Source organism: Caballeronia sp. ATUFL_M2_KS44 (genome assembly GCF_023630965.1).
In the GTDB taxonomy this organism is placed as follows: Bacteria; Pseudomonadota; Gammaproteobacteria; order Burkholderiales; family Burkholderiaceae; genus Caballeronia; species Caballeronia concitans.
Window position 1 is genome coordinate 42730 of record NZ_JALQEA010000062.1, and the last position, 18193, is coordinate 60922.

Genomic DNA, 18193 nt, shown 5'->3' on the forward strand with positions numbered 1-18193 from the left:
TCTCGAAGCAACGCGAAGGGCGGTGACCGCCGTGTGTTTCGACTGCGCATGCTGCGCTTATTCGACGCTTATTCCGGCGCGGATTCGTAGTTATGCGCGACGTAAGCGCTGCTGCCATAGCGTCCTGCGAGCGCCTTGTTCGCCGTATGCAGCGAGACGCCGTTGAGCAGCACGCCGGTCACGCGCGCGCCCGTCTGATTGAGCCGCTTCATCGACTCCTTGATTTCGCCCACGCGCGTTTGCCCATAGAGGCCCACGAGGAAGATCGAGCCTGCCGCCGGCGCGATCGCGCCCGCATCGGATACGGCGAGCACGGCCGGCGCATCGACGAGCACGATGTCGTACAGCGAGGACGCTTCCTGAATCACCTCGCGATACTTCGCGCTCAACAGCAGCTCGGCGGGACTCGCCGGATACGGTCCGCCTTGCAGCACGTCCAGATTCGGCAATACGTCGCGATGAATCGAGCCATCGAGCGTATGCGTGCCGAGCAGGATGCTCGCCAGCCCCGGCCCTTGCTGAATGCCGAATTGTCGATGCAGATAGCCCTTGCGCAGGTCGGCATCGACGAGAAGCACGCGCGTGCCGCCCGATGCGAGCACCGTGGCGAGATTCGCCGAAAGGAACGACTTGCCGACGCCGGGCAGCGGCCCCGCGATCATCACGACGTTATTGCGCGCGCCGACGAGCGTGAATTGCAGCGCCGAACGCAGGATGCGCAACGCTTCGACCGTCGGGTCCTTGGGGAACTGCGCGGCAAGCACGGCCTGACGCGGCGCCGTGCCGTTGACGACGCTCGAAAGCGCAGGCTGACGCGCGCTCTGCGGAATGGTCGCGAACACGCTCAGGCCCGTGTCGATCTCGATCTCCTGCGTGTCGGTCACGCCGCGGAAGATGCGGTCGAGCAGCATGGCCAGGCCCACGGCCAGGAAAAGCCCCAGCGCGAGCGCAATGGCAAAGGCCAGCCATTTGATCGGCTTGACGGGCAGTTCGGGCACGTCGGCGGTGTCGATCAATTGAACGGATGCCGCCTTGCCCGCCTTGATCAGCATCATCTCTTCGATGTTGTTGCGCAGCGCCGTGTAAAGGTCCGTGCTCACGCGGACGTTGCGCAAGAGACGCAGCGCGCCTTGCTCTTCCATCGGCATGGAACGCGTGCGGTCGTTCAGCTTGGCAAGGAACTGCTCGGTTGCCGCGATCTGCTTGTCGATGGACGTGATTCTCGGATGCGCGCTGGAGAACGTGGTCGTCAGGTCGTCGCGCGTGTGACGCAAGGACAGCAATTGCGCGTTGGCATCGGCGGTCTGCTTCAGGATCAGGCGATTGGTTTCGTCGGTATCCAGCATCGCGTTCTTGTCGCGATACGAGTTGTACGCGTTCTCCGCGTCTTCCATCTGACGTTTGAGCACGGGCAACTGCCGCTGCAGATAGGTGAGCGAATTCTCCGCGATCACCGCCTTGCGGTCGCCGTTGAGCCTGACATATTGATGCCCGATCTCGTTGATGGTCGCGGCCACCTGCACGGGATCCGCGCTTTCGAGCGTCACCTTCAGCACGCTCGACTTGTTGCCCTGCTCGGTGATCTTGAGCTGGCTCTGGATCGCGTCGATGGTCAACTGCCGCGAGTAATGCACGACATCGAAGCCGACGCCCGGATTGCCTTTCATCGACGTCACGAGCAGCCGCACCGGACCTTTCGAGGTCTGCACGAGCAGCACTTCGCCCACGGTGCCGACGACCGGCGTGCCGAGCGCGGGATTGCTCAGTTCATATTGGCCGTCCTTGCGCGCGGTCACGGTGAACTTCGCGCCTTCGAGTTGGCGCGGCACGTCGAAGTCGGGAACGCTGATGGATTCGTCGCCCCACGCGTAGTCGCCGAAGCCGAAGAGTCCCGGCTCCGAAAGCTGGCCGTCGTGATGAGCGAGGCGGTTGCCGACCACCGGAAAGCGACGCGGATACGCGCTGATATACAGCTTGAGCGCATCGACGGCGCGCGAGACGACGAGCTTCGAGCCGATCACCTGCATCTCGCCTTCAGCGGACGAACGGTCGTCAAGCGTCGGAAGCATGTTGCTCAACGGATCGCCGGGACGCGAATTCGATACGTCCTTGTTGTCCTCGACCTTGATGAGAATCGCGGACTGAAAGATGGGCGGGCTCAAATAGGCGTATGCGGCGCCGAGCAGCAGAGTGAACGTCACCACCATTGCAATAAGCACGCGATGGTTGATGACTGTATCGATTAGCGAAGCAAACGGAATTTCGTCGCCGTTTTCCGCAACGGCTTCGTCAGACGTTTTGACTTTGGAAATCATTTTAAGCAGGCCCCGGCGCGTGTGGTTGGCTCAAACGGATTGGGCAGACATGCTGTTAGGGCTTTCCACGATCATTCATAAGGAAAGCAGAGGATCGCAACCCGGATGCGTGAGAGAGAATTGCGCGTGGTGAAACCGTATCAGCCTGCTTTTTGCCGGTATGCGCGGAAGGCCACATTGCAGCCCGCGGTTCGATGTCGCGGGGAAATATTGCTGATGAAATTGCATAACGTGCGTATGCCTAATCTATTCCGCATCGAGGCGGCAAGAGCGCGTTTATCCGTGTTTGTCCGTATCCCTCATTCCATCTAATCAAACGAGGCTTCGTCATCCATACGAAGCTGTCGAATCGAACAGGTGTGCGCAAACCGGCAGCGGGAAACTGACGTTCTTTTGTACGAACAAACGATGCGCTGTCGGGGCGCGACAACCGCATGATCTGTCATGCGTTGGTCATGGACCGACATGTGCGGTCTTCGCTTCCGGCGAATGGCTTACGCAACGAGGTTTCGCGTGCTGGCATGGCTGCTGCATAGTCCGATGCGAGATTCATTAATGCATCGGAGTCCGTATGAATACCAAAGCCATAGCCGCGCTGTGCGTGATGAGCGCCGCGTCTTTATCCATGTCGCTGCCCGATCCGGCTCGCGCAGCCGCGCGCACCATCAAGCCGTTCGATTGCAAGACCGCGAGCGCGCGCGTAGAGCGACATGCGCACGGCGCATCGTCGAAAGCGCAAGTGCAGGTTCAAAAGCGCGAGCGCTTCGACAGCATCGACGCGATGTATCGCGGAGGCTGATGCGCACAGCGCCTCAACGCCGCAGTTCGCCCGGACCTTTGCCCGTCCAGCGCTTCAGTGCGCGGCGAAAGTTGGCGGCGTCGCTGAAGCCGAGCAGCATGGCGATATCGTCGGTGCTCATCTTCGTCGTCTTCAGATACTCCAGCGCGAGCGAGCGGCGCACGTCATCGACGATGGCGAGAAACGACGTGCCTTCCGCTTCGAGACGCCGCCGCAAGGTGCGCGTGGTCATATGCAGCGATTGCGCCACCGCTTCCATGCCGGCGAACGTGCCGGGCGTGCTCATCAGGATTTGATAGACCTCGCCGGCCACGCCCGCCGATGTCTTCGCCTGCCCGATCAGCCTGTCGCATGTTTCCTGCAGCAACGTGGCCGTGAGCTTGTGCGCGAGCTGCGGCTTGCGGTCGAGTATCGCGCTGTCATAGACAAGCTCGCATTGCGGCTGATCGAAGAAGCAGGGGCAGCCCAGGTATTGCGAATAAATGTCCGCATGCGCGGGCGCGGGATACGAGAAGCACGCCTTGACCGGCGGACACGCGCTGCCGGCGACATCCTGAAGATGCGTCACATGCTGCGTGTATTGCTGCTCGATGATGAACTCGCGCAGCTCACGCGACGGGCTCGACACGAACGCATCGGGGAACGTCCACACCATGCGGTCCGGATACTCGGTCCATTCGATGGTGACCGTGGGCGTCGCGAGACTGTGATACTTCACGCCCAGCTTGAAGTACTCGCGCAGCGAAAGGCAGGACATGAGCGCGTAGCCATACATGCCGTATGCGGAAAGATGCAGCCGCATGCCGACCTTGAACGGCGTGGCGGGATCGCATGCCTGCGAGACTGCGTTCCTGCACACGGTTGCATACTGCGCGACCGATGTGAGCACGGAGGCATCGTAAATCTGATCGGGATTCACGCCGGTGCCGCGCAGACTGTCGGCGGGCGCGATGCCCTGTTCCGCCAGCACTTCCACCAGCGCGGCGATCTTGTACGGCGCGTACATGCGCTCGTTATACGGCGGGCGGCTCGTGGCCACGGCATCCTCTTCGCGTTACCTGTGCGTCGCTCTTGCGTCGCTTTTTGCGTTGTCCTCGGGGGACTCGCGCCTGTCCGAAAATGACCTTACGGGCGCGATGCTATCCCACTAATATCGCTCTCACAAGATGCCGCGCGCGAATCCGGACGCGGCACGAACATTGGACATAGAGAGACGCCAGATGAACAGCACAGGCCGCAAGGTCATCATTTCGTGCGCGGTCACAGGGGCCACGCACGTTCCGTCGATGTCGGAGCACTTGCCGCTCACGCCATCCGATATCCGCACGCAAGCCATCGAAGCCGCCGAGGCCGGCGCCGCGATCATCCATCTTCACGCGCGCGATCCGCAAGACGGACGCCCCACGCCGAGCCCGGACATCTTCCGCCAGTTCGTGCCGGAGATCGCCGAAGCGACCGATGCGGTCATCAACATCACGACGGGCGGCAGCACGCGCATGACGCTTGCCGAACGCCTCGCGTATCCGTTGCTGGCGCAGCCGGAGATGTGCTCGCTCAACATGGGCTCGATGAACTTCTCGATTCATCCGGTCGCCGCGAAGATTCAGTCATGGCGCTATGGATGGGAGAAGGACTATGTGGAAGGCATGGAAGACATGATCTTTCGCAACACCTTCAAGGACATCAAGCACATCATGCTCGAACTCGGCGGCAAGGGCACGCGCTTCGAGTTCGAGTGCTACGACCTCGGGCATCTCTACAATCTCGCGCATTTCGTCGATGAAGGGCTCGTGAAGCCGCCGTTCTTCATTCAGTCCGTGTTCGGGATACTCGGCGGCATGGGCGCGGACCCGGAGAACATGACCGTGATGCGCTCGACAGCGGACCGCCTCTTCGGACGCGAGAACTATCACTTCTCCGTGCTCGGCGCGGGCCGTCATCAAATGTCGCTCGTCACCATGAGCGCGATCATGGGCGGCAATGTGCGCGTCGGTCTCGAAGACAGCGTGTATATCGCGAAGGGCGTGAAGGCCGAATCGAATGCGCAGCAGGTGCGCAAGATAAGGCGGATTCTCGAAGAGCTTTCGTTCGAGATCGCGACCCCCGACGAAGCGCGCGCAATGCTCGGCCTCAAGGGACGCCACGAAGTCACGCCATGAAGTCACGCGACGACGTGACATCGGCATAACGATAAAGACTCATAGGAGACACCATGACATCGCTATCGATCGACGAAACTCACCGCATCGCGACACGCAAGGCGATGCTGCGCCTCATTCCGCTGATGTGCGCGATCTACTTCATGTCGTTCCTCGACCGCACGAACGTCGCGCTCGCGAAAGCGCAGCTCGCGGTCGATGTCGGCATCAGCGCGGCGGCGTTCGGGCTCGGCTCGGGCATCTTTTTCATCGGCTATGCGCTGCTCGAAGTGCCGAGCAATCTGGCCGCGCATCGCGTGGGACCGCGACGGTGGATCGCGCGCATCGCGGTGACGTGGGGCATGCTTTCCACCGCGATGATGTTCGTGCAAGGCCCGTGGTCGTTCTATGCGCTGCGCGTGCTGCTCGGCATCGCGGAAGCCGGGCTCTTTCCCGCGTTGATGTACATGGTCACGCTTTGGTTCGCGCCGAACGACCGGCCCGTTGCCGTGGGCTGGATCTACACCGCGCCCGCGCTCGCGCTGATGCTCGGCAATCCGCTCGGCGGCGCGCTCATGCAACTGGGCGGCATCGGCGGGCTGCACGGCTGGCAATGGATGTTCATGATCGAAGGCATTCCGAGCATCGTCGTCGGCGTGGTGCTGTTCTTCAAGCTGCCCGAACGTCCGCGCAATGCGCGCTGGCTGTCGAAGCAGGAAATCGACGTGCTCGAACAGCGCGCCGTGATCGACGCACACGGTCATCCCGAACTCACGTCAGCCGACTGGATCGCCGCGCTCAAGCGCCCGACGACCGTGCTCATCGGTCTCATCTATTTTCTGAATCAGGTCGCGTTCGTCGGGCTGTACTTCTTCACGCCCGCCATGATCCAGCAGATGCACGTGAAGACGCCGTTCATCGTCGGTCTGCTGTCGAGCAGCGTGGGTGTCGGCTTTCTGCTGGGCGTGCTCGTGCTGCCGCGTATTCATCGCCGATATGGAAACGACTGCATCTATCTCGGCGTGCTCACGGCGGGACTCGTGGCCGGCGCATGCGCGTTCGTCGCGACGGCAAGCCCGGTCGCGCGCATGGTGCTCCTCGCGGTGACGGCGTTCTTCGCGGGCGGCGTGCTGCCTTCGTACTGGGCCATCGCGATGAAACGTCTGCAAGGCATCCAGGCGGCGGCGGGTCTCGCGTTCATCAACACGATCGGGCTGATCGGCGGATTCGTCGGACCGTATCTCTTCGGCATGACCGAAACCGCGACAGGCCGCAGCGATTCGGGCTTCATGGTGATCGTCGTCGCGTCGGTGCTCGGCCTGCTGCTGGTACCCTTGCTTGCTCGCGCGATCCGGCGCGAGGCGGCACCGCGGCCCACGGTCGGCGCGGCGGCGGGCGCGCATTCATGAACTCATCACCAACAAGAAGGTCGGGACAATGCGGCTAAAAGGAAAAGTAGCGATCATCACGGGCGCGGCGCAGGGCATCGGCGCTGCGACGGCATTGAAGTTCGCGCGCGAAGGCGCGATCGTCGCGGCGTGCGATCTGAACCACGATGCGCTCACGCGCGTCGCCGATGCATGCCGTGAAGCGGGCGGTGAAGCCAACGCGTTTTGCATCGACATGTCGGATCGCGCGGGCGTGGACGAGATGGTGGCGACGGTGCGCGAGCGTCACGGAAGAATCGACGTGCTCGTGAACAACGCGGGCATCACGCGGGACGCGCGCCTGCAAAAGATGACGATCGAACAGTTCGATGCCGTCATCGACGTGAATCTGCGCGCCGTGTTCCATGCGACGCAGGCGGTCGCGGATCACATGGTCGCGCAGGGTTCGGGCGTGATCCTGAACGCGAGTTCGGTCGTCGGCATTTACGGCAACTTCGGGCAGACCAACTACGCGGCCGCGAAGTTCGGCGTGATCGGCTTCACGAAGACGTGGAGCCGCGAACTGGGGCCGAAGGGCGTGCGCGTGAACGCGGTCGCGCCGGGTTTCGTCGATACCCCGATCCTCGCCACCATTCCGGAAGACGTCCTCGCGAAAATGCGCGCGCAAGTGCCGCTCGGACGCCTCGGCAAGCCCGAGGAAATCGCGAACATCTACGCGTTCCTCGCCAGCGACGAAGCGAGCTATATCAACGGCGCGGTCATCGAGGCATCGGGCGGCATGACGCTGTAAGGCCGCGCAGCCATTCAACGGAAGAAGCATGAACACGTTCGATCTATTGAAGCCCGCGCCCGGACTGCGCGTGGTCGTGTCCGGCGCGGCGAGCGGTATCGGCGCGGCAATTGCAGAGGCATTCGTTCAGGCGGACGCGCAAGTCTTCATCTGCGACGTCGATGCGTCGGCGGTCGAAAAGGCCAAGGCCGCGCAGCCGCGATTGCACGCGAGCGTCGCGGATGTCGCGAACATCGAACAGGTGGATGCGGTCATCGACGATGCACGCCGCGCGCTCGGCGGACTCGATCTGCTCGTGAACAACGCGGGCATCGCGGGTCCGACGGGCGCAGTCGAAGACATGGACCCGGCGCAATGGGAACGCACGATCACGACGAATCTGAACAGCCAGTTCTATTTCCTGCGGCGCGCGGTTCCGGTGCTGAAGGCGACGTCGGATCGCGCGGGCATCATCGCGATGGCGTCGGTGGCGGGGCGGCTAGGCTACGCGTTTCGCACGCCCTATGCGGCGACGAAATGGGCGATCGTCGGGCTCGTGAAGTCGCTTGCCGTCGAACTCGGCCCGAGCGATATCCGCGTCAACGCGATTCTTCCGGGCGTCGTGGAAGGCGAGCGCATGAATCGCGTGATCGCGGCGCGGGCGGAATCGCTCGGCATCACGTTCGACGCAATGCGCGACGATTATCTGAAGCGCATTTCGCTGCGCCGCATGGTCACGGTCGACGACATCGCCGCCATGACGCTGTTCCTTGCATCGCCGGCGGCGCGCAACGTGACCGGCCAAGCGATCAGCGTGGACGGCAACGTCGAATATCTCTGACATAGCATCAAACTTCATACCATTCGATAGCACGACGAAATCCTCAACTTCGCCTTCGATATGCCGAAATAGCGGTGTAACCGATTGCGCCACGTGCCCCTTATGCGTTACAAGAATTCGACCATGAGGGCGCATGGCGCTGGCACACACCGCCGCACACGTTCGAACGCCGGCGCGGCATTTCATATTGGAGACGGGGGCATGAGGGTTCGGGCAACGGTGCTGCTGGTTCGTCATCGCGCAGTGCTGCTGGTGAAGGAGCGCGGCGGCCCGTGGTTTCTGCCGGGCGGCGATCTGCGTCCCGGCGAACTGGCGATGGCCGCCGCCATTCGCGAATTGCACGAGGAAACGTGCGTCGAGGCGAGCGCGGCTGCGTTTCTGTGGCAGCACGTATCGGCGCATCACATGCATCAGGTCTTTCGCGTGGCCATTCCGCCTGAGGTCCGTCCGCGTGCGAACGTGCGTGCGGGAATCGAGGAAGTGCGCTGGGTCGAACTCTCGCAACTGGCGAGCATGTCGGTGACGCCGGGCACGCGGGCGATTCTCGGGCGCGCGGCGGGCGGCACGGGCACGGTGTCGCGATCCGACTGGCGCGACGGCGCGGGGGCGTCGCCCGGATTCTGAGGACGGCGCTTTGCGCTACGATCGGCTTTTGCGCGATGCATCGCACCCGCGCGGGCAATTGTCTCCGCAGCGCGGAGACATTCATCGCCGCCGATCCCAACGTCCAACATGACCGACCTCATTCCTTCATCGCTCTTCGACGAAGTCAGGCGGCTGATCGATTCAGCCCGTGAACGCGCGGCGGCCGCCGTCAACGCGGAACTGACGCTGCTCTACTGGCAGATCGGCAACCGCGTCCGCGCGGAAGTCCTGCGCGGCGCGCGTGCGGAATACGGGCGCCAGATCGTCGCGACTTTGGCGCGCGAACTCAGCGAGCGCTATGGACGCGGCTGGAGCGACAAGCAATTGCGCCATTGCATCCGGCTCGCCGAAGTCTTCGCCGACGAGGAAAGTGTCTCCGCAGTGCGGAGACAATTGAGCTGGACGCATCTCAAGACGCTCATCTATATCGACGACCCGCTCAAGCGCGACTTCTACATCGAACTGGCGCGCGTCGAGCGCTGGTCGTCGCGGCAACTGCAGGAGCGCATCCATTCGATGCTCTTCGAGCGCAGCGCCATCTCCCGCAAGCCGGAAGGCGCCATCGCGCACGATCTCGCCGTGATGCGCGACGAAGGGCGCGTCGCACCTGAAACCCTTCTGAAAGATCCGTACGTGCTCGACTTTCTCGGGCTGAACGACCATTACCTCGAAAAAGATCTCGAAGACGCGATTCTTCGGGAGATGGAGCAATTTCTGCTGGAGCTTGGCGCGGGCTTCACGTTCGTCGCGCGGCAAAAGCGCTTGCAGATCGACGAGGACGATTTCTACATCGATCTTCTGTTCTATAACCGCAAGCTGCGGCGGCTCGTTGCCATCGAACTGAAGCTCGGCGCGTTCAAGGCCGAATACAAGAGCCAGATGGAACTCTATTTGCGCTGGCTCGCGAAGCACGAACAGGAACCGGACGAGTTGCCGCCGCTCGGCATCATCCTGTGTGCGGGGAAGAAGCAGGAGCAGATCGAACTGCTGGAACTGAACAAGAGCGGCATTCACGTGGCGGAATATCTGACCGTGCTGCCGCCGCGCGAAACGCTGCAGGCGAAGCTGCATCAGTCGATCGAAGCGGCGCGTTCGCGATTGCTCGACAAGGACGCGGACTGAGGCCGCGTCGTTCGGCATTGTTGCGGTTTGCGGCACGCGGGCGCTTTCATCGGGCGAAATTCGGGAAGCAATGCCAACTTGTTGGATAATCCCTCCTTTCGTCCGGCACACCTTGCCCGATGCCTGTAACTCGAGGCGCTTATGTTTACAGAAGCAGACACCATCACCGATGAAGAAGTCATTTCGATTGCCCAACGTCTGAGCGACGAAGGGCGACCGGTTTCCCCCGTCACCGTCTGGGCGGAGTTGCGGCGCGGCTCGGCCGTGTCGATTGCGCAAGCCTTGCAGCGCTGGCGCGACGCCCGCGAGCCCGCCGTGCCGGCCGCGCAGTTTTCGGCGGACATGCCGCAGGAATTCGCCGACGCGCTGATGAACGCCGCGCACCGGCTCCGGAAGGCGTCCTGGGACGAGGCGCACGGCGTCGTCGCGCAGCGCGCCGATCTGCTGGGCAAGCGGCTCGAAACGGCGCTGGCCGAGCGCGACGAAGCGCTCGCCGGCTATCAGACGGCCGAAGGCGCCGCCGCCGACGTGCGCCGCCAGCACGACGAACTGACGTCCGGGCTGCGCGCGTCCGAAGAGACGGTCGCCCGTTTGCAGGCGCAGCTTTCCGGCGCCACCGAGCGCGCCGAGGCATCGCAGGCGCGGGCGGCGGAACTCGCGGAACGCGCATCGACGCAAGATGCCGTGCTGGCCGCCGCGCGCATGTCGCTCGACGAGGAACGCAAGGCGCGCGAAGCGTTGAACGCGGAGTTGTCGGCGAAGCGCGACGAGATCGAGCGCGTCGCCCGCGAGCGCGACGAAGCGCGTGAGGAACACGCGGCGAAATCGCAACTGGCGGAGCGGTCGTCGCAGGAAGCGGCGGAAAGCGCCGCGCGCATCGCGGCACTGGAAGCCGAATTGCAGGCGGCGCGCACCGAACTCGCGACCGAACGCGAAGCGAATGCGGCGCGTCACGCGGATGCATCGGCGCAAGAGGAAGCGTTGCAGCGCGTCAAACGCGAACTGGACGAAGCCCGCGCGCAAAACGACGAAAGCCGCACGCGCCTCGCGGCCGTCGAATCCGAACTCGCGACGGAACGTGAAGCGAATGCGGCGCGTCACGCGGATGCATCGGCGCAAGAAGAAGCGTTGCAGCGCGTGAAGCGCGAACTCGAAGAAGCGCGCGTGCAGATCGACGAAAGCCGCACGCGCGTCGCGTCGCTCGAAACCGAACTCGCGACGGAGCGCGAAGCGAGCGCGGCGCATGGCGCGCAGGCATCGGCGGGACAGGAAGCGATCGAGCGCGTCACGCGCGAACTCGACGAAGCGCGCGCCCAGCTCAACGCCGTCAACGAGGAAAAGGCCGCCGCGCAAGCCGAACTGGCGCGTGTGTCGCAGGACGCCGCCGCCGCCGGCAGTCGCGCGGACGAGGCGCAGCAGCACGCCGCGCGTCTCGCGGAACAGCTCGCCGAGCGCGAAAAGAGCGAAGCCGCCGCGAAGGACGAGTTGCGCGATCACAAGATCGCGTTGCAGACCTCCGCCGCAGCCAAGGAAGAGGAACTCGCCGGGTTGCAGCGCCGCATTTCGGCCCAGGCCCAGACGCACGCGAAAGCCTACGACGAGTTGCGCGCCAACGCGGAGCAGTGGGTCACGTATGCGCGCGACCTCAAGCAGCGCCTCGATGTGGCCAACGAGAAGATTCTTTTCATCGATGCCCGCAGCACCGGCGAAGTCGCGCTGTTGCGCCGTCTTTCGACCGAACTCGAACGCCTGAAGCCCGATCACGAACTGGTGTTCCGCGAGGCGCAGCAACGCGTGATCGGCGACAAGATCGCGCAGCAACTCGCGCAGAAGGGTTATCGCTACGATCCCGCGACGGCTGTCATGTCGAAGATCGAAGGCTGATAGCCGGCTCCCGCGCGCACCGCTTCGGCCGAATGCGGAAGGCGGTGCGCGCGGCGTACCGATTGTGCGACCATACGGACGACCCTTGCCACGCAAAGGACCGTCCATATGGAAAGCACCGACCTCGCAGGCGTCTACCGCGGCTATATCGCCTGCCTCAACGAACGGAACTGGCCGATGCTCGGCACGTTCGTTCACGACGACGTCACGCACAACGGCAACGTCCTTCGCCTCGACGGTTACCGGCAGATGCTCGAACGCGACTTCCGGCACATTCCCGACCTGCGCTTTCACATTCAGTTGCTCGCCGCCGATCCGCCATTCGTTGCGAGCCGCTTGTGGTTCGATTGCACGCCGGCGCGCGATTTCCTCGGTCTCGATATCGACGGCAGGCGCATCTCCTTCGCCGAGAACGTGTTCTATGAATTCCGCGACGCGAAGATCGTGCAGGTGTGGTCCGTCATCGATAAAGCCGCCATCGAAGCCCAGCTTCGCACCTTCTCATGATCGATGCCTCCTGCCATTGCGGCGCGGTGCGCTTCACCGTGGATGCCGCCCCGGACGAAGTGAACGACTGCGACTGCTCCCTCTGCCGCCGATACGGCGCGCGCTGGGCGTACTACGATCCGTCGCGCGTGGACTTCGCGCCCGACTGCGGCCCGACCGACATCTATATGTGGGGCGCGCGCCGGCTGGAGTTTCATCGCTGCGCGTCGTGCGGATGCGTGACGCACTGGCGCGCGGTCGACCGCGATCGTCCCATGATGGGCGTGAACACGCGGATGATGCCGCCCGAAGCGCTCGCCAACGCGCGCGTGCTGCGCAACGGCGAAGCCACCGACTGACGCGGTCCGACTCTTGCGGCACGCGATGCCGGCGGGGCGTGATGATAGACTCGATCCGTCTCGCGGCCGCCCGTGCTCGGCGCCGCCCGAATTCAATGCAACGACAGCCAAGACTGCAAAGACAACAAGCATGAAACGTTTCTCGATGATCCGCGATTTCCATCTCGCCGACTGGTTCACGCTGGGCAATGCGATCTGCGGAACGGGCGCCCTGTTTTCGACGATCAGCTACATCGACGACTCCGACGTCTTGCATATCTATCTCGCGTGCGCGCTGGTTTTCGCGGCGCTCATCTTCGACGTGCTCGACGGGCGCATCGCGCGGTGGCGTCAGAAGTCGTCGCTGCTCGGCAAGGAACTCGATTCGCTCGCCGACGTCATCTCGTTCGGCGTCGCGCCCGCGATCATCGGCTATGGATGCGGCATGCGCGGTCTCTATGACCGCGTGATGCTCGCGTACTTCGTCGCGTGCGGCGTGTCGCGTCTCGCGCGCTACAACGTGACCACCGAAGAGATGTCGGCCGGAACCGGCAAGGTCACGCATTTCGAAGGCACGCCCATTCCGACATCGTTTGCCATCGTGCTGATGCTCGGCATCGCCGCATGGTTCGGCGCAATCGGGCCGCAGTTGTGGTTCGGCGAATGGCGCATCGCGGGCTTCACGCTGCATCCGCTCGTGCTCGTCTACGCGCTTTCCGGCTCGCTGATGATCAGCCGCATCCGCATTCCCAAGCCTTAACGCCCGCCTCGCGGCCTCTATCAAGTTTCGACGAGCGCCGCCGTATACACGTGGATGAAGGGTCGCGGCCGAGATCGCCGCGTCCGTCCCCAAGCGCCAGGCTCGCCGCGGAGTCGTCAGCCACGACACGCGACACTCCCAGTGGCGAACGGGAATTCTCACGGACCCGTTTCCAGAGCCCATCCACGTAATGCATTCATTTCGCAAGACCGCGAGCCTGGCCTGCGCGGTGGCCGCGCTCGTCGCGCATTCGCCGTTCGCGCTGGCCGACGACGTTCCGGACGCGCCCGAGTTGCCGAAAGTCCCGCTCACGGGCGGCAAGCTGCTGCTCACGGGCGGCGTATCGCAGGTTGAAGGCGCGGCGGGCGGCGGCCTCGCGCCGTGGGCCGTCATCGGCGGATACGGCACCGCGAGCCAGCTCGGGGCGAACGTTCACGGCACCTATATCCACACGCAGGACTACGCGCTCGGCTCGTGGGGCTTGACCGTGGGCGTGGCAAACCGCGTCGAGTTTTCGCTTGCGCGCCAGCGCTTCGATACGCGCGATGCCGGCGCGAAGCTCGGCCTCGGCGAAGGCTACGCGTTCAACCAGAACATCTTCGGGCTGAAAGTGCGGCTCATCGGCGACGCCGTGCTCGATCAGGACACGTGGATGCCGCAGGTCGCCGCGGGCATCCAGTTCAAGCACAACGAAGAGGGCGGCGTGCTGAAGGCGATCGGCGCGGCGAGCAATTCGGGCACGGACTTCTATCTGTCCGCGACCAAGCTGCTGCTCGCACAGAGCCTGCTGCTCAACGGCACGCTGCGCTTCACGAAGGCGAACCAGTTCGGCCTGCTCGGCTTCGGCGGCGACAAGTCGAACGCGTACAAGCCGGAATTCGAGTCGTCGGTGGCGTACTTGCTGACGAAGAACATCGCGATCGGCGGCGAATATCGCATGAAGCCCGACAATCTATCTTTTGCCCGCGAACAGGATGCGTACGACGCGTTCATCGCGTGGGCGCCCAACAAGCACGTCTCGCTGACGGCGGCGTATGTCGCGTTAGGCGACATCGCGACGATCAGGAATCAGCGCGGCCTCTACGTGTCCTTGCAGGCGGGGTTCTGATGACGACGACGACCATTCGGCACGCGGCGCTCGCCGTCATGCTCACCGCGTTGATGAGCGCGAACGCGCACGCGGAAGACAACGCGCTGTATCGACAGTTCGGGGAAAAGGCAGGGCTTGCGCGCATCGTCGATGACATGTACGCCACCGTGACCGTCGATCCGCGTACCGCGCCGTACTTTGAGAACGCGCCGATCCGCCGCATCAAGACGAAGCTCGTCGAGCAGTTGTGCGTGCTGCTCGACGGTCCGTGCGTCTACACCGGCCGTCCGATGAAGCGCACGCACGAAGGGCAGAACATCGACCGTGCGGCGTTCGACGCGCTCGTCGAAGACCTGCAGGCCGCGATGGACAAGAACGGCGTGCCGTTCCATGCGCAAAACAAGCTGCTCGCGAAACTCGCGCCGATGTACCGCGATGTGCAGGACCGTGAATGATGAAGCTCTTTCAGTTTTTCCTCGTGCCCTTGATGGCGCTTTTTGCATCGCTTGCGCAGGCGGCGAGCGTGCGCGTTCAGGTCGTCGATCAAACGGGCGCGCCCGTGCCCGATGCCGTCGTCTATGCGATGCCCGCAACCGGCAAACCGCCCGCGACGAAGCCTGCCGGCGCGATCATCGATCAGGTGAAGCGGCGCTTCGTGCCGCTCGTGTCGGTGGTGCAGACGGGCGCGTCGGTGACGTTTCCGAACCGCGACAACATCGAGCATGACGTGTATTCGTTCTCGCCCGCGAAGCGTTTCGAGCTGAACCTGTATCACGGCATTCCGGCGAATCCCATCGTGTTCGACAAGCCCGGTCTCGTCGTGATGGGCTGCAATATTCACGACGAGATGGTGTCGTATCTGCTGATCGTCGATACACCATGGTTCGCGAAGACCGATGCAAAGGGCGTGGCCGTCATCGACAACGTGCCCGCCGATACGCTCAAGCTGACCGCCTGGCATTTCCGCCTCGGCGATGCGAACGCGCAGCCGACGCAGAAGATCACCGTCACCGCCGATTCGTCGGCGAAATTCGCGCTGCAACTCAAGGCCGCCGAATAGCATGCGCCTTCACAGCCTGCGTGCGCGCATCGCGCTCGTGTTCGTCGTTCTGATGCTCGTCGCGCAGGCTGCGGCTTACATCGTCATTAATTCAGTCATCCTGAAGAATGCGCACGAGAACGCGGAAGAGCAGTTGTCCGTGGCCGAGCGCGTCTTCGGGCAAGTGCTGCGCAGCAATAGCCAGCAGTTGACGCAGGCGGCGAGCGTGGCCGCGTCCGACTTCGGCTTTCGCGAGGCGGTCGCGACGCACGACAGCAAGACCGTCGCGTCCGCGTTGCAGAATCACGGCGACCGCATTCATGCGGATGCGGTGATGCTCGTCGATCTCGACGGCAAGCTGATCGCCGATAGCGACGGCGCCGCGCACGAAGGCATGGCGTTCCCGTTTCCGCATCTCATCCGCACGGTGGCGCAGAAGGGCGATGCGTCGTCGTTCGGCATGATCGGCGGCAAGGCGTATCAGCTCGTCGCGGTGCCGGTGAAGGCGCCGATCGTCATCGCGTGGGTCGTGATGGGCTTCGCCATCGACGACGTCCTCGCGCGCCAAATGAGTTCGCTCACATCGCTCGATGTGTCGTTCCTGACCGTGGACGAGCGCGGCCGATGGGATGTCGTCGCAAGCTCGCTGCCCGAAGCGTCGCGCGTCAGGCTGAAGGATCAGGCGCAGCTCGCGGACGACGGTTACGCGACGCGCATGGTGCGTCTGCATTCGGAAGGGCGCACCGTGGCGGTGCTGCTCGATCGTTCGCTCAAAGAGGCGCTGGCGCCGTTTCGTCGATTGCAGTCGGCGCTTCTGCTCATCACGATGCTGGGCGTGATCGTGTCGATCGTCGGCAGCGTGCTGACGGCGCGCTCGGTCACGCGACCGCTCGCGGCGCTCGCGCAGTTCTCCCGGCGCGTCGGACAGGGCGATTACAGCGGGCCGATCGAGATCAGGCATCAGGACGAGATCGGTGAACTCGCCAGCGCGTTCAACCAGATGCAGGAAGGCATTGTCGAACGCGAGAGCCGCATCACCGAGCTTGCGTATATGGACCGGCTCACCGGCCTGCCGAACCGCGCGCTCTTCAACGACCGCCTGCAACACGCGATCGTCGCGGCCAGCGGAAGCCGCCGTCCGCTGTCCGTGATGATGATGGACCTCGACCGCTTCAAACTCGTGAACGACACGCTCGGGCATCCGATCGGCGACATGCTGCTGTGCGAAGTCGCCGGGCGTTTGCGCGCGGCGCTGCATCGGCAGACGGATACGGTCGCGCGCTTGGGCGGCGACGAGTTCGCGGTGCTGCTGCCCGAAGGCGATCTCGCGGCGGCGCGCGTCGTGGCGGCGCGCATGCTGCGTGCGCTCGAAGAGCCGATCACCATCGAAGGGCAACTCGTCGATGTAGGCGCGAGCATCGGCATCGTGATATATCCGGAGCACGGCACCGACATGAACGTGCTGCTGCGCCGCGCGGATATCGCGATGTATGCGGCCAAGCGCGCGAACCTCGGCCACGCGCTCTACGACGCGCGGCACGATCACAACAGCGCCGAGCGTCTTTCGCTGATGGGCGAACTGCGGCAGGCCGTCGAGCACGATCAGCTCACGCTCTACTATCAGCCGAAGGTGGATCTGGCGACGCATCGCGTGACGCATGTGGAAGCGCTCGTGCGCTGGGATCATCCGACGCGCGGCTTCGTCTCGCCCGACCAGTTCATCCCGTTCGCGGAGCAGACCGGTTATATCAAGACCATCACGCGCTGGGTCGCGGACAAGGCCATCGCGCAATGCGCCGCGTGGCAGGCAGAGGGCATCGAACTCGCCGTTTCGGTGAACGTGTCCGCGCGCGAGCTGATTCTGTCTTCGTTGCCCGAGATGTTCCAGAGCTTGCTCGAGAAGCACGGCGTCGCGCCGGACCGCCTGTGGATAGAGATTACCGAAAGCGCGATCATGGAGGACCCGAATCACGCGATCGAGACGCTCGACCGTCTGCACGCGCTCGGCATCCGCCTTTCCATCGACGACTTCGGCACCGGCTATTCATCGCTCTCGTATCTGAAGCGCATGCCGGTGGACGAGTTGAAGATCGACAAGTCGTTCGTGATGGGCATGACGCATCACAAGGATGACGAGACCATCGTGCGATCGACCATCGACCTCGGACACAACATGGGGCTGAAGGTGGTGGCGGAAGGCGTGGAGAACGAAGCGATGATGCAGCGCCTCAACGCGCTCGGGTGCGATCTCGCGCAGGGCTTTCATCTGAGCCGGCCGCTGCCGCCCGCGAAGCTCGCGCAATGGCTCATCGAGCAGTCCGCGCAAGCCGAAACGTTCGCCGAGCCGTCGTTGCCTGCGTGACTTTCGACGCCCGCTGCCACTTAGAACTTCGTCTATGGATTTCCGGTAGTCGTATCGGGCATGGAGAAGTCACTCAATGGCGCGCGTGCATCGCAGCAAAATCACTGATTTCGCTATCCGCCGGGTGCGATTCGCGTGATCTTCCAATTCGGCTTTCGCATTCATTTCGGGTTTTCAACATCGTTCTATATGACGGTGTTATGCGTCCGCCTTATCG

At 63.5% G+C, this 18193-nt stretch carries 17 protein-coding genes; 15 read left to right on the plus strand and 2 right to left on the minus strand.

The window, feature by feature from the left end; translation table 11 throughout:
• Positions 1–68 precede the first annotated feature (68 nt).
• On the minus strand, positions 69–2315 hold the full coding sequence (locus NCR39_RS26565) for a polysaccharide biosynthesis tyrosine autokinase (RefSeq protein ID WP_250455476.1): 2247 nt from the start codon (positions 2313–2315) through the stop codon (positions 69–71).
• A gap of 571 nt (positions 2316–2886) precedes the next feature.
• Here NCR39_RS26565 and NCR39_RS26570 point away from each other — a divergent pair.
• On the plus strand, positions 2887–3114 hold the full coding sequence (locus NCR39_RS26570) for a hypothetical protein (protein WP_250455478.1): 228 nt from the start codon (positions 2887–2889) through the stop codon (positions 3112–3114).
• Positions 3115–3127: 13 nt separating this feature from the next.
• Here NCR39_RS26570 and NCR39_RS26575 read toward each other — a convergent pair whose 3' ends face one another.
• Complete coding sequence (locus tag NCR39_RS26575) at positions 3128–4153, minus strand: AraC family transcriptional regulator (protein ID WP_250455480.1); 1026 nt, start codon at positions 4151–4153, stop codon at positions 3128–3130.
• 181 nt (positions 4154–4334) lie between these two features.
• Here NCR39_RS26575 and kce point away from each other — a divergent pair, with 181 nt between their 5' ends.
• From kce to NCR39_RS26645, 14 genes are all read left to right on the plus strand, one after another.
• A complete protein-coding gene (kce, locus tag NCR39_RS26580) occupies positions 4335–5273 on the plus strand; it encodes a 3,5-dioxohexanoate:acetyl-CoA acetone transferase (RefSeq protein WP_250455482.1) in 939 nt (312 codons plus the stop codon).
• Positions 5274–5326: 53 nt separating this feature from the next.
• Complete coding sequence (locus NCR39_RS26585; protein ID WP_250455485.1) at positions 5327–6661, plus strand: MFS transporter; 1335 nt, start codon at positions 5327–5329, stop codon at positions 6659–6661.
• A 28-nt stretch (positions 6662–6689) separates the two neighbouring features.
• The gene (locus NCR39_RS26590; RefSeq protein ID WP_250455487.1) at positions 6690–7430 is read left to right on the plus strand and encodes a beta-ketoacyl-ACP reductase; all 741 of its coding nucleotides are present in this window, start codon (positions 6690–6692) and stop codon (positions 7428–7430) included.
• A 28-nt stretch (positions 7431–7458) separates the two neighbouring features.
• Positions 7459–8250, plus strand: coding sequence for an SDR family oxidoreductase (locus NCR39_RS26595; protein WP_250455489.1), 792 nt, complete (start codon positions 7459–7461; stop codon positions 8248–8250).
• A 201-nt stretch (positions 8251–8451) separates the two neighbouring features.
• Positions 8452–8874 carry an NUDIX domain-containing protein gene (locus NCR39_RS26600; protein WP_250455491.1) on the plus strand — a complete coding sequence of 141 codons (423 nt, stop codon included), beginning with the start codon at positions 8452–8454 and terminating at the stop codon, positions 8872–8874.
• 108 nt (positions 8875–8982) lie between these two features.
• On the plus strand, positions 8983–10017 hold the full coding sequence (locus tag NCR39_RS26605) for a PDDEXK nuclease domain-containing protein (RefSeq protein ID WP_250455493.1): 1035 nt from the start codon (positions 8983–8985) through the stop codon (positions 10015–10017).
• A 141-nt stretch (positions 10018–10158) separates the two neighbouring features.
• Complete coding sequence (locus NCR39_RS26610; protein WP_250455495.1) at positions 10159–11901, plus strand: DNA-binding protein; 1743 nt, start codon at positions 10159–10161, stop codon at positions 11899–11901.
• Positions 11902–12009: 108 nt separating this feature from the next.
• Positions 12010–12408 carry an ester cyclase gene (locus tag NCR39_RS26615; RefSeq protein ID WP_250455497.1) on the plus strand — a complete coding sequence of 133 codons (399 nt, stop codon included), beginning with the start codon at positions 12010–12012 and terminating at the stop codon, positions 12406–12408.
• Positions 12405–12746 carry a GFA family protein gene (locus NCR39_RS26620; protein ID WP_250455499.1) on the plus strand — a complete coding sequence of 114 codons (342 nt, stop codon included), beginning with the start codon at positions 12405–12407 and terminating at the stop codon, positions 12744–12746. Before NCR39_RS26615 ends, NCR39_RS26620 begins: the two co-directional genes overlap by 4 nt.
• A gap of 130 nt (positions 12747–12876) precedes the next feature.
• Complete coding sequence (gene pssA, locus NCR39_RS26625) at positions 12877–13485, plus strand: CDP-diacylglycerol--serine O-phosphatidyltransferase (RefSeq protein WP_250455512.1); 609 nt, start codon at positions 12877–12879, stop codon at positions 13483–13485.
• A 190-nt stretch (positions 13486–13675) separates the two neighbouring features.
• Complete coding sequence (locus NCR39_RS26630) at positions 13676–14593, plus strand: DUF3034 family protein (protein ID WP_284507378.1); 918 nt, start codon at positions 13676–13678, stop codon at positions 14591–14593.
• Positions 14593–15030: a group I truncated hemoglobin gene (locus NCR39_RS26635; protein WP_250455514.1), complete on the plus strand. Its 438-nt coding sequence runs from the start codon at positions 14593–14595 to the stop codon at positions 15028–15030. Before NCR39_RS26630 ends, NCR39_RS26635 begins: the two co-directional genes overlap by 1 nt.
• Entirely contained in the window at positions 15027–15635 is a 609-nt protein-coding gene (locus tag NCR39_RS26640) for a methylamine utilization protein (protein WP_250455516.1), read from the plus strand. Before NCR39_RS26635 ends, NCR39_RS26640 begins: the two co-directional genes overlap by 4 nt.
• Before the next feature lies 1 nt (position 15636).
• Entirely contained in the window at positions 15637–17976 is a 2340-nt protein-coding gene (locus NCR39_RS26645; RefSeq protein ID WP_250455518.1) for a putative bifunctional diguanylate cyclase/phosphodiesterase, read from the plus strand.
• Positions 17977–18193 lie beyond the last annotated feature (217 nt).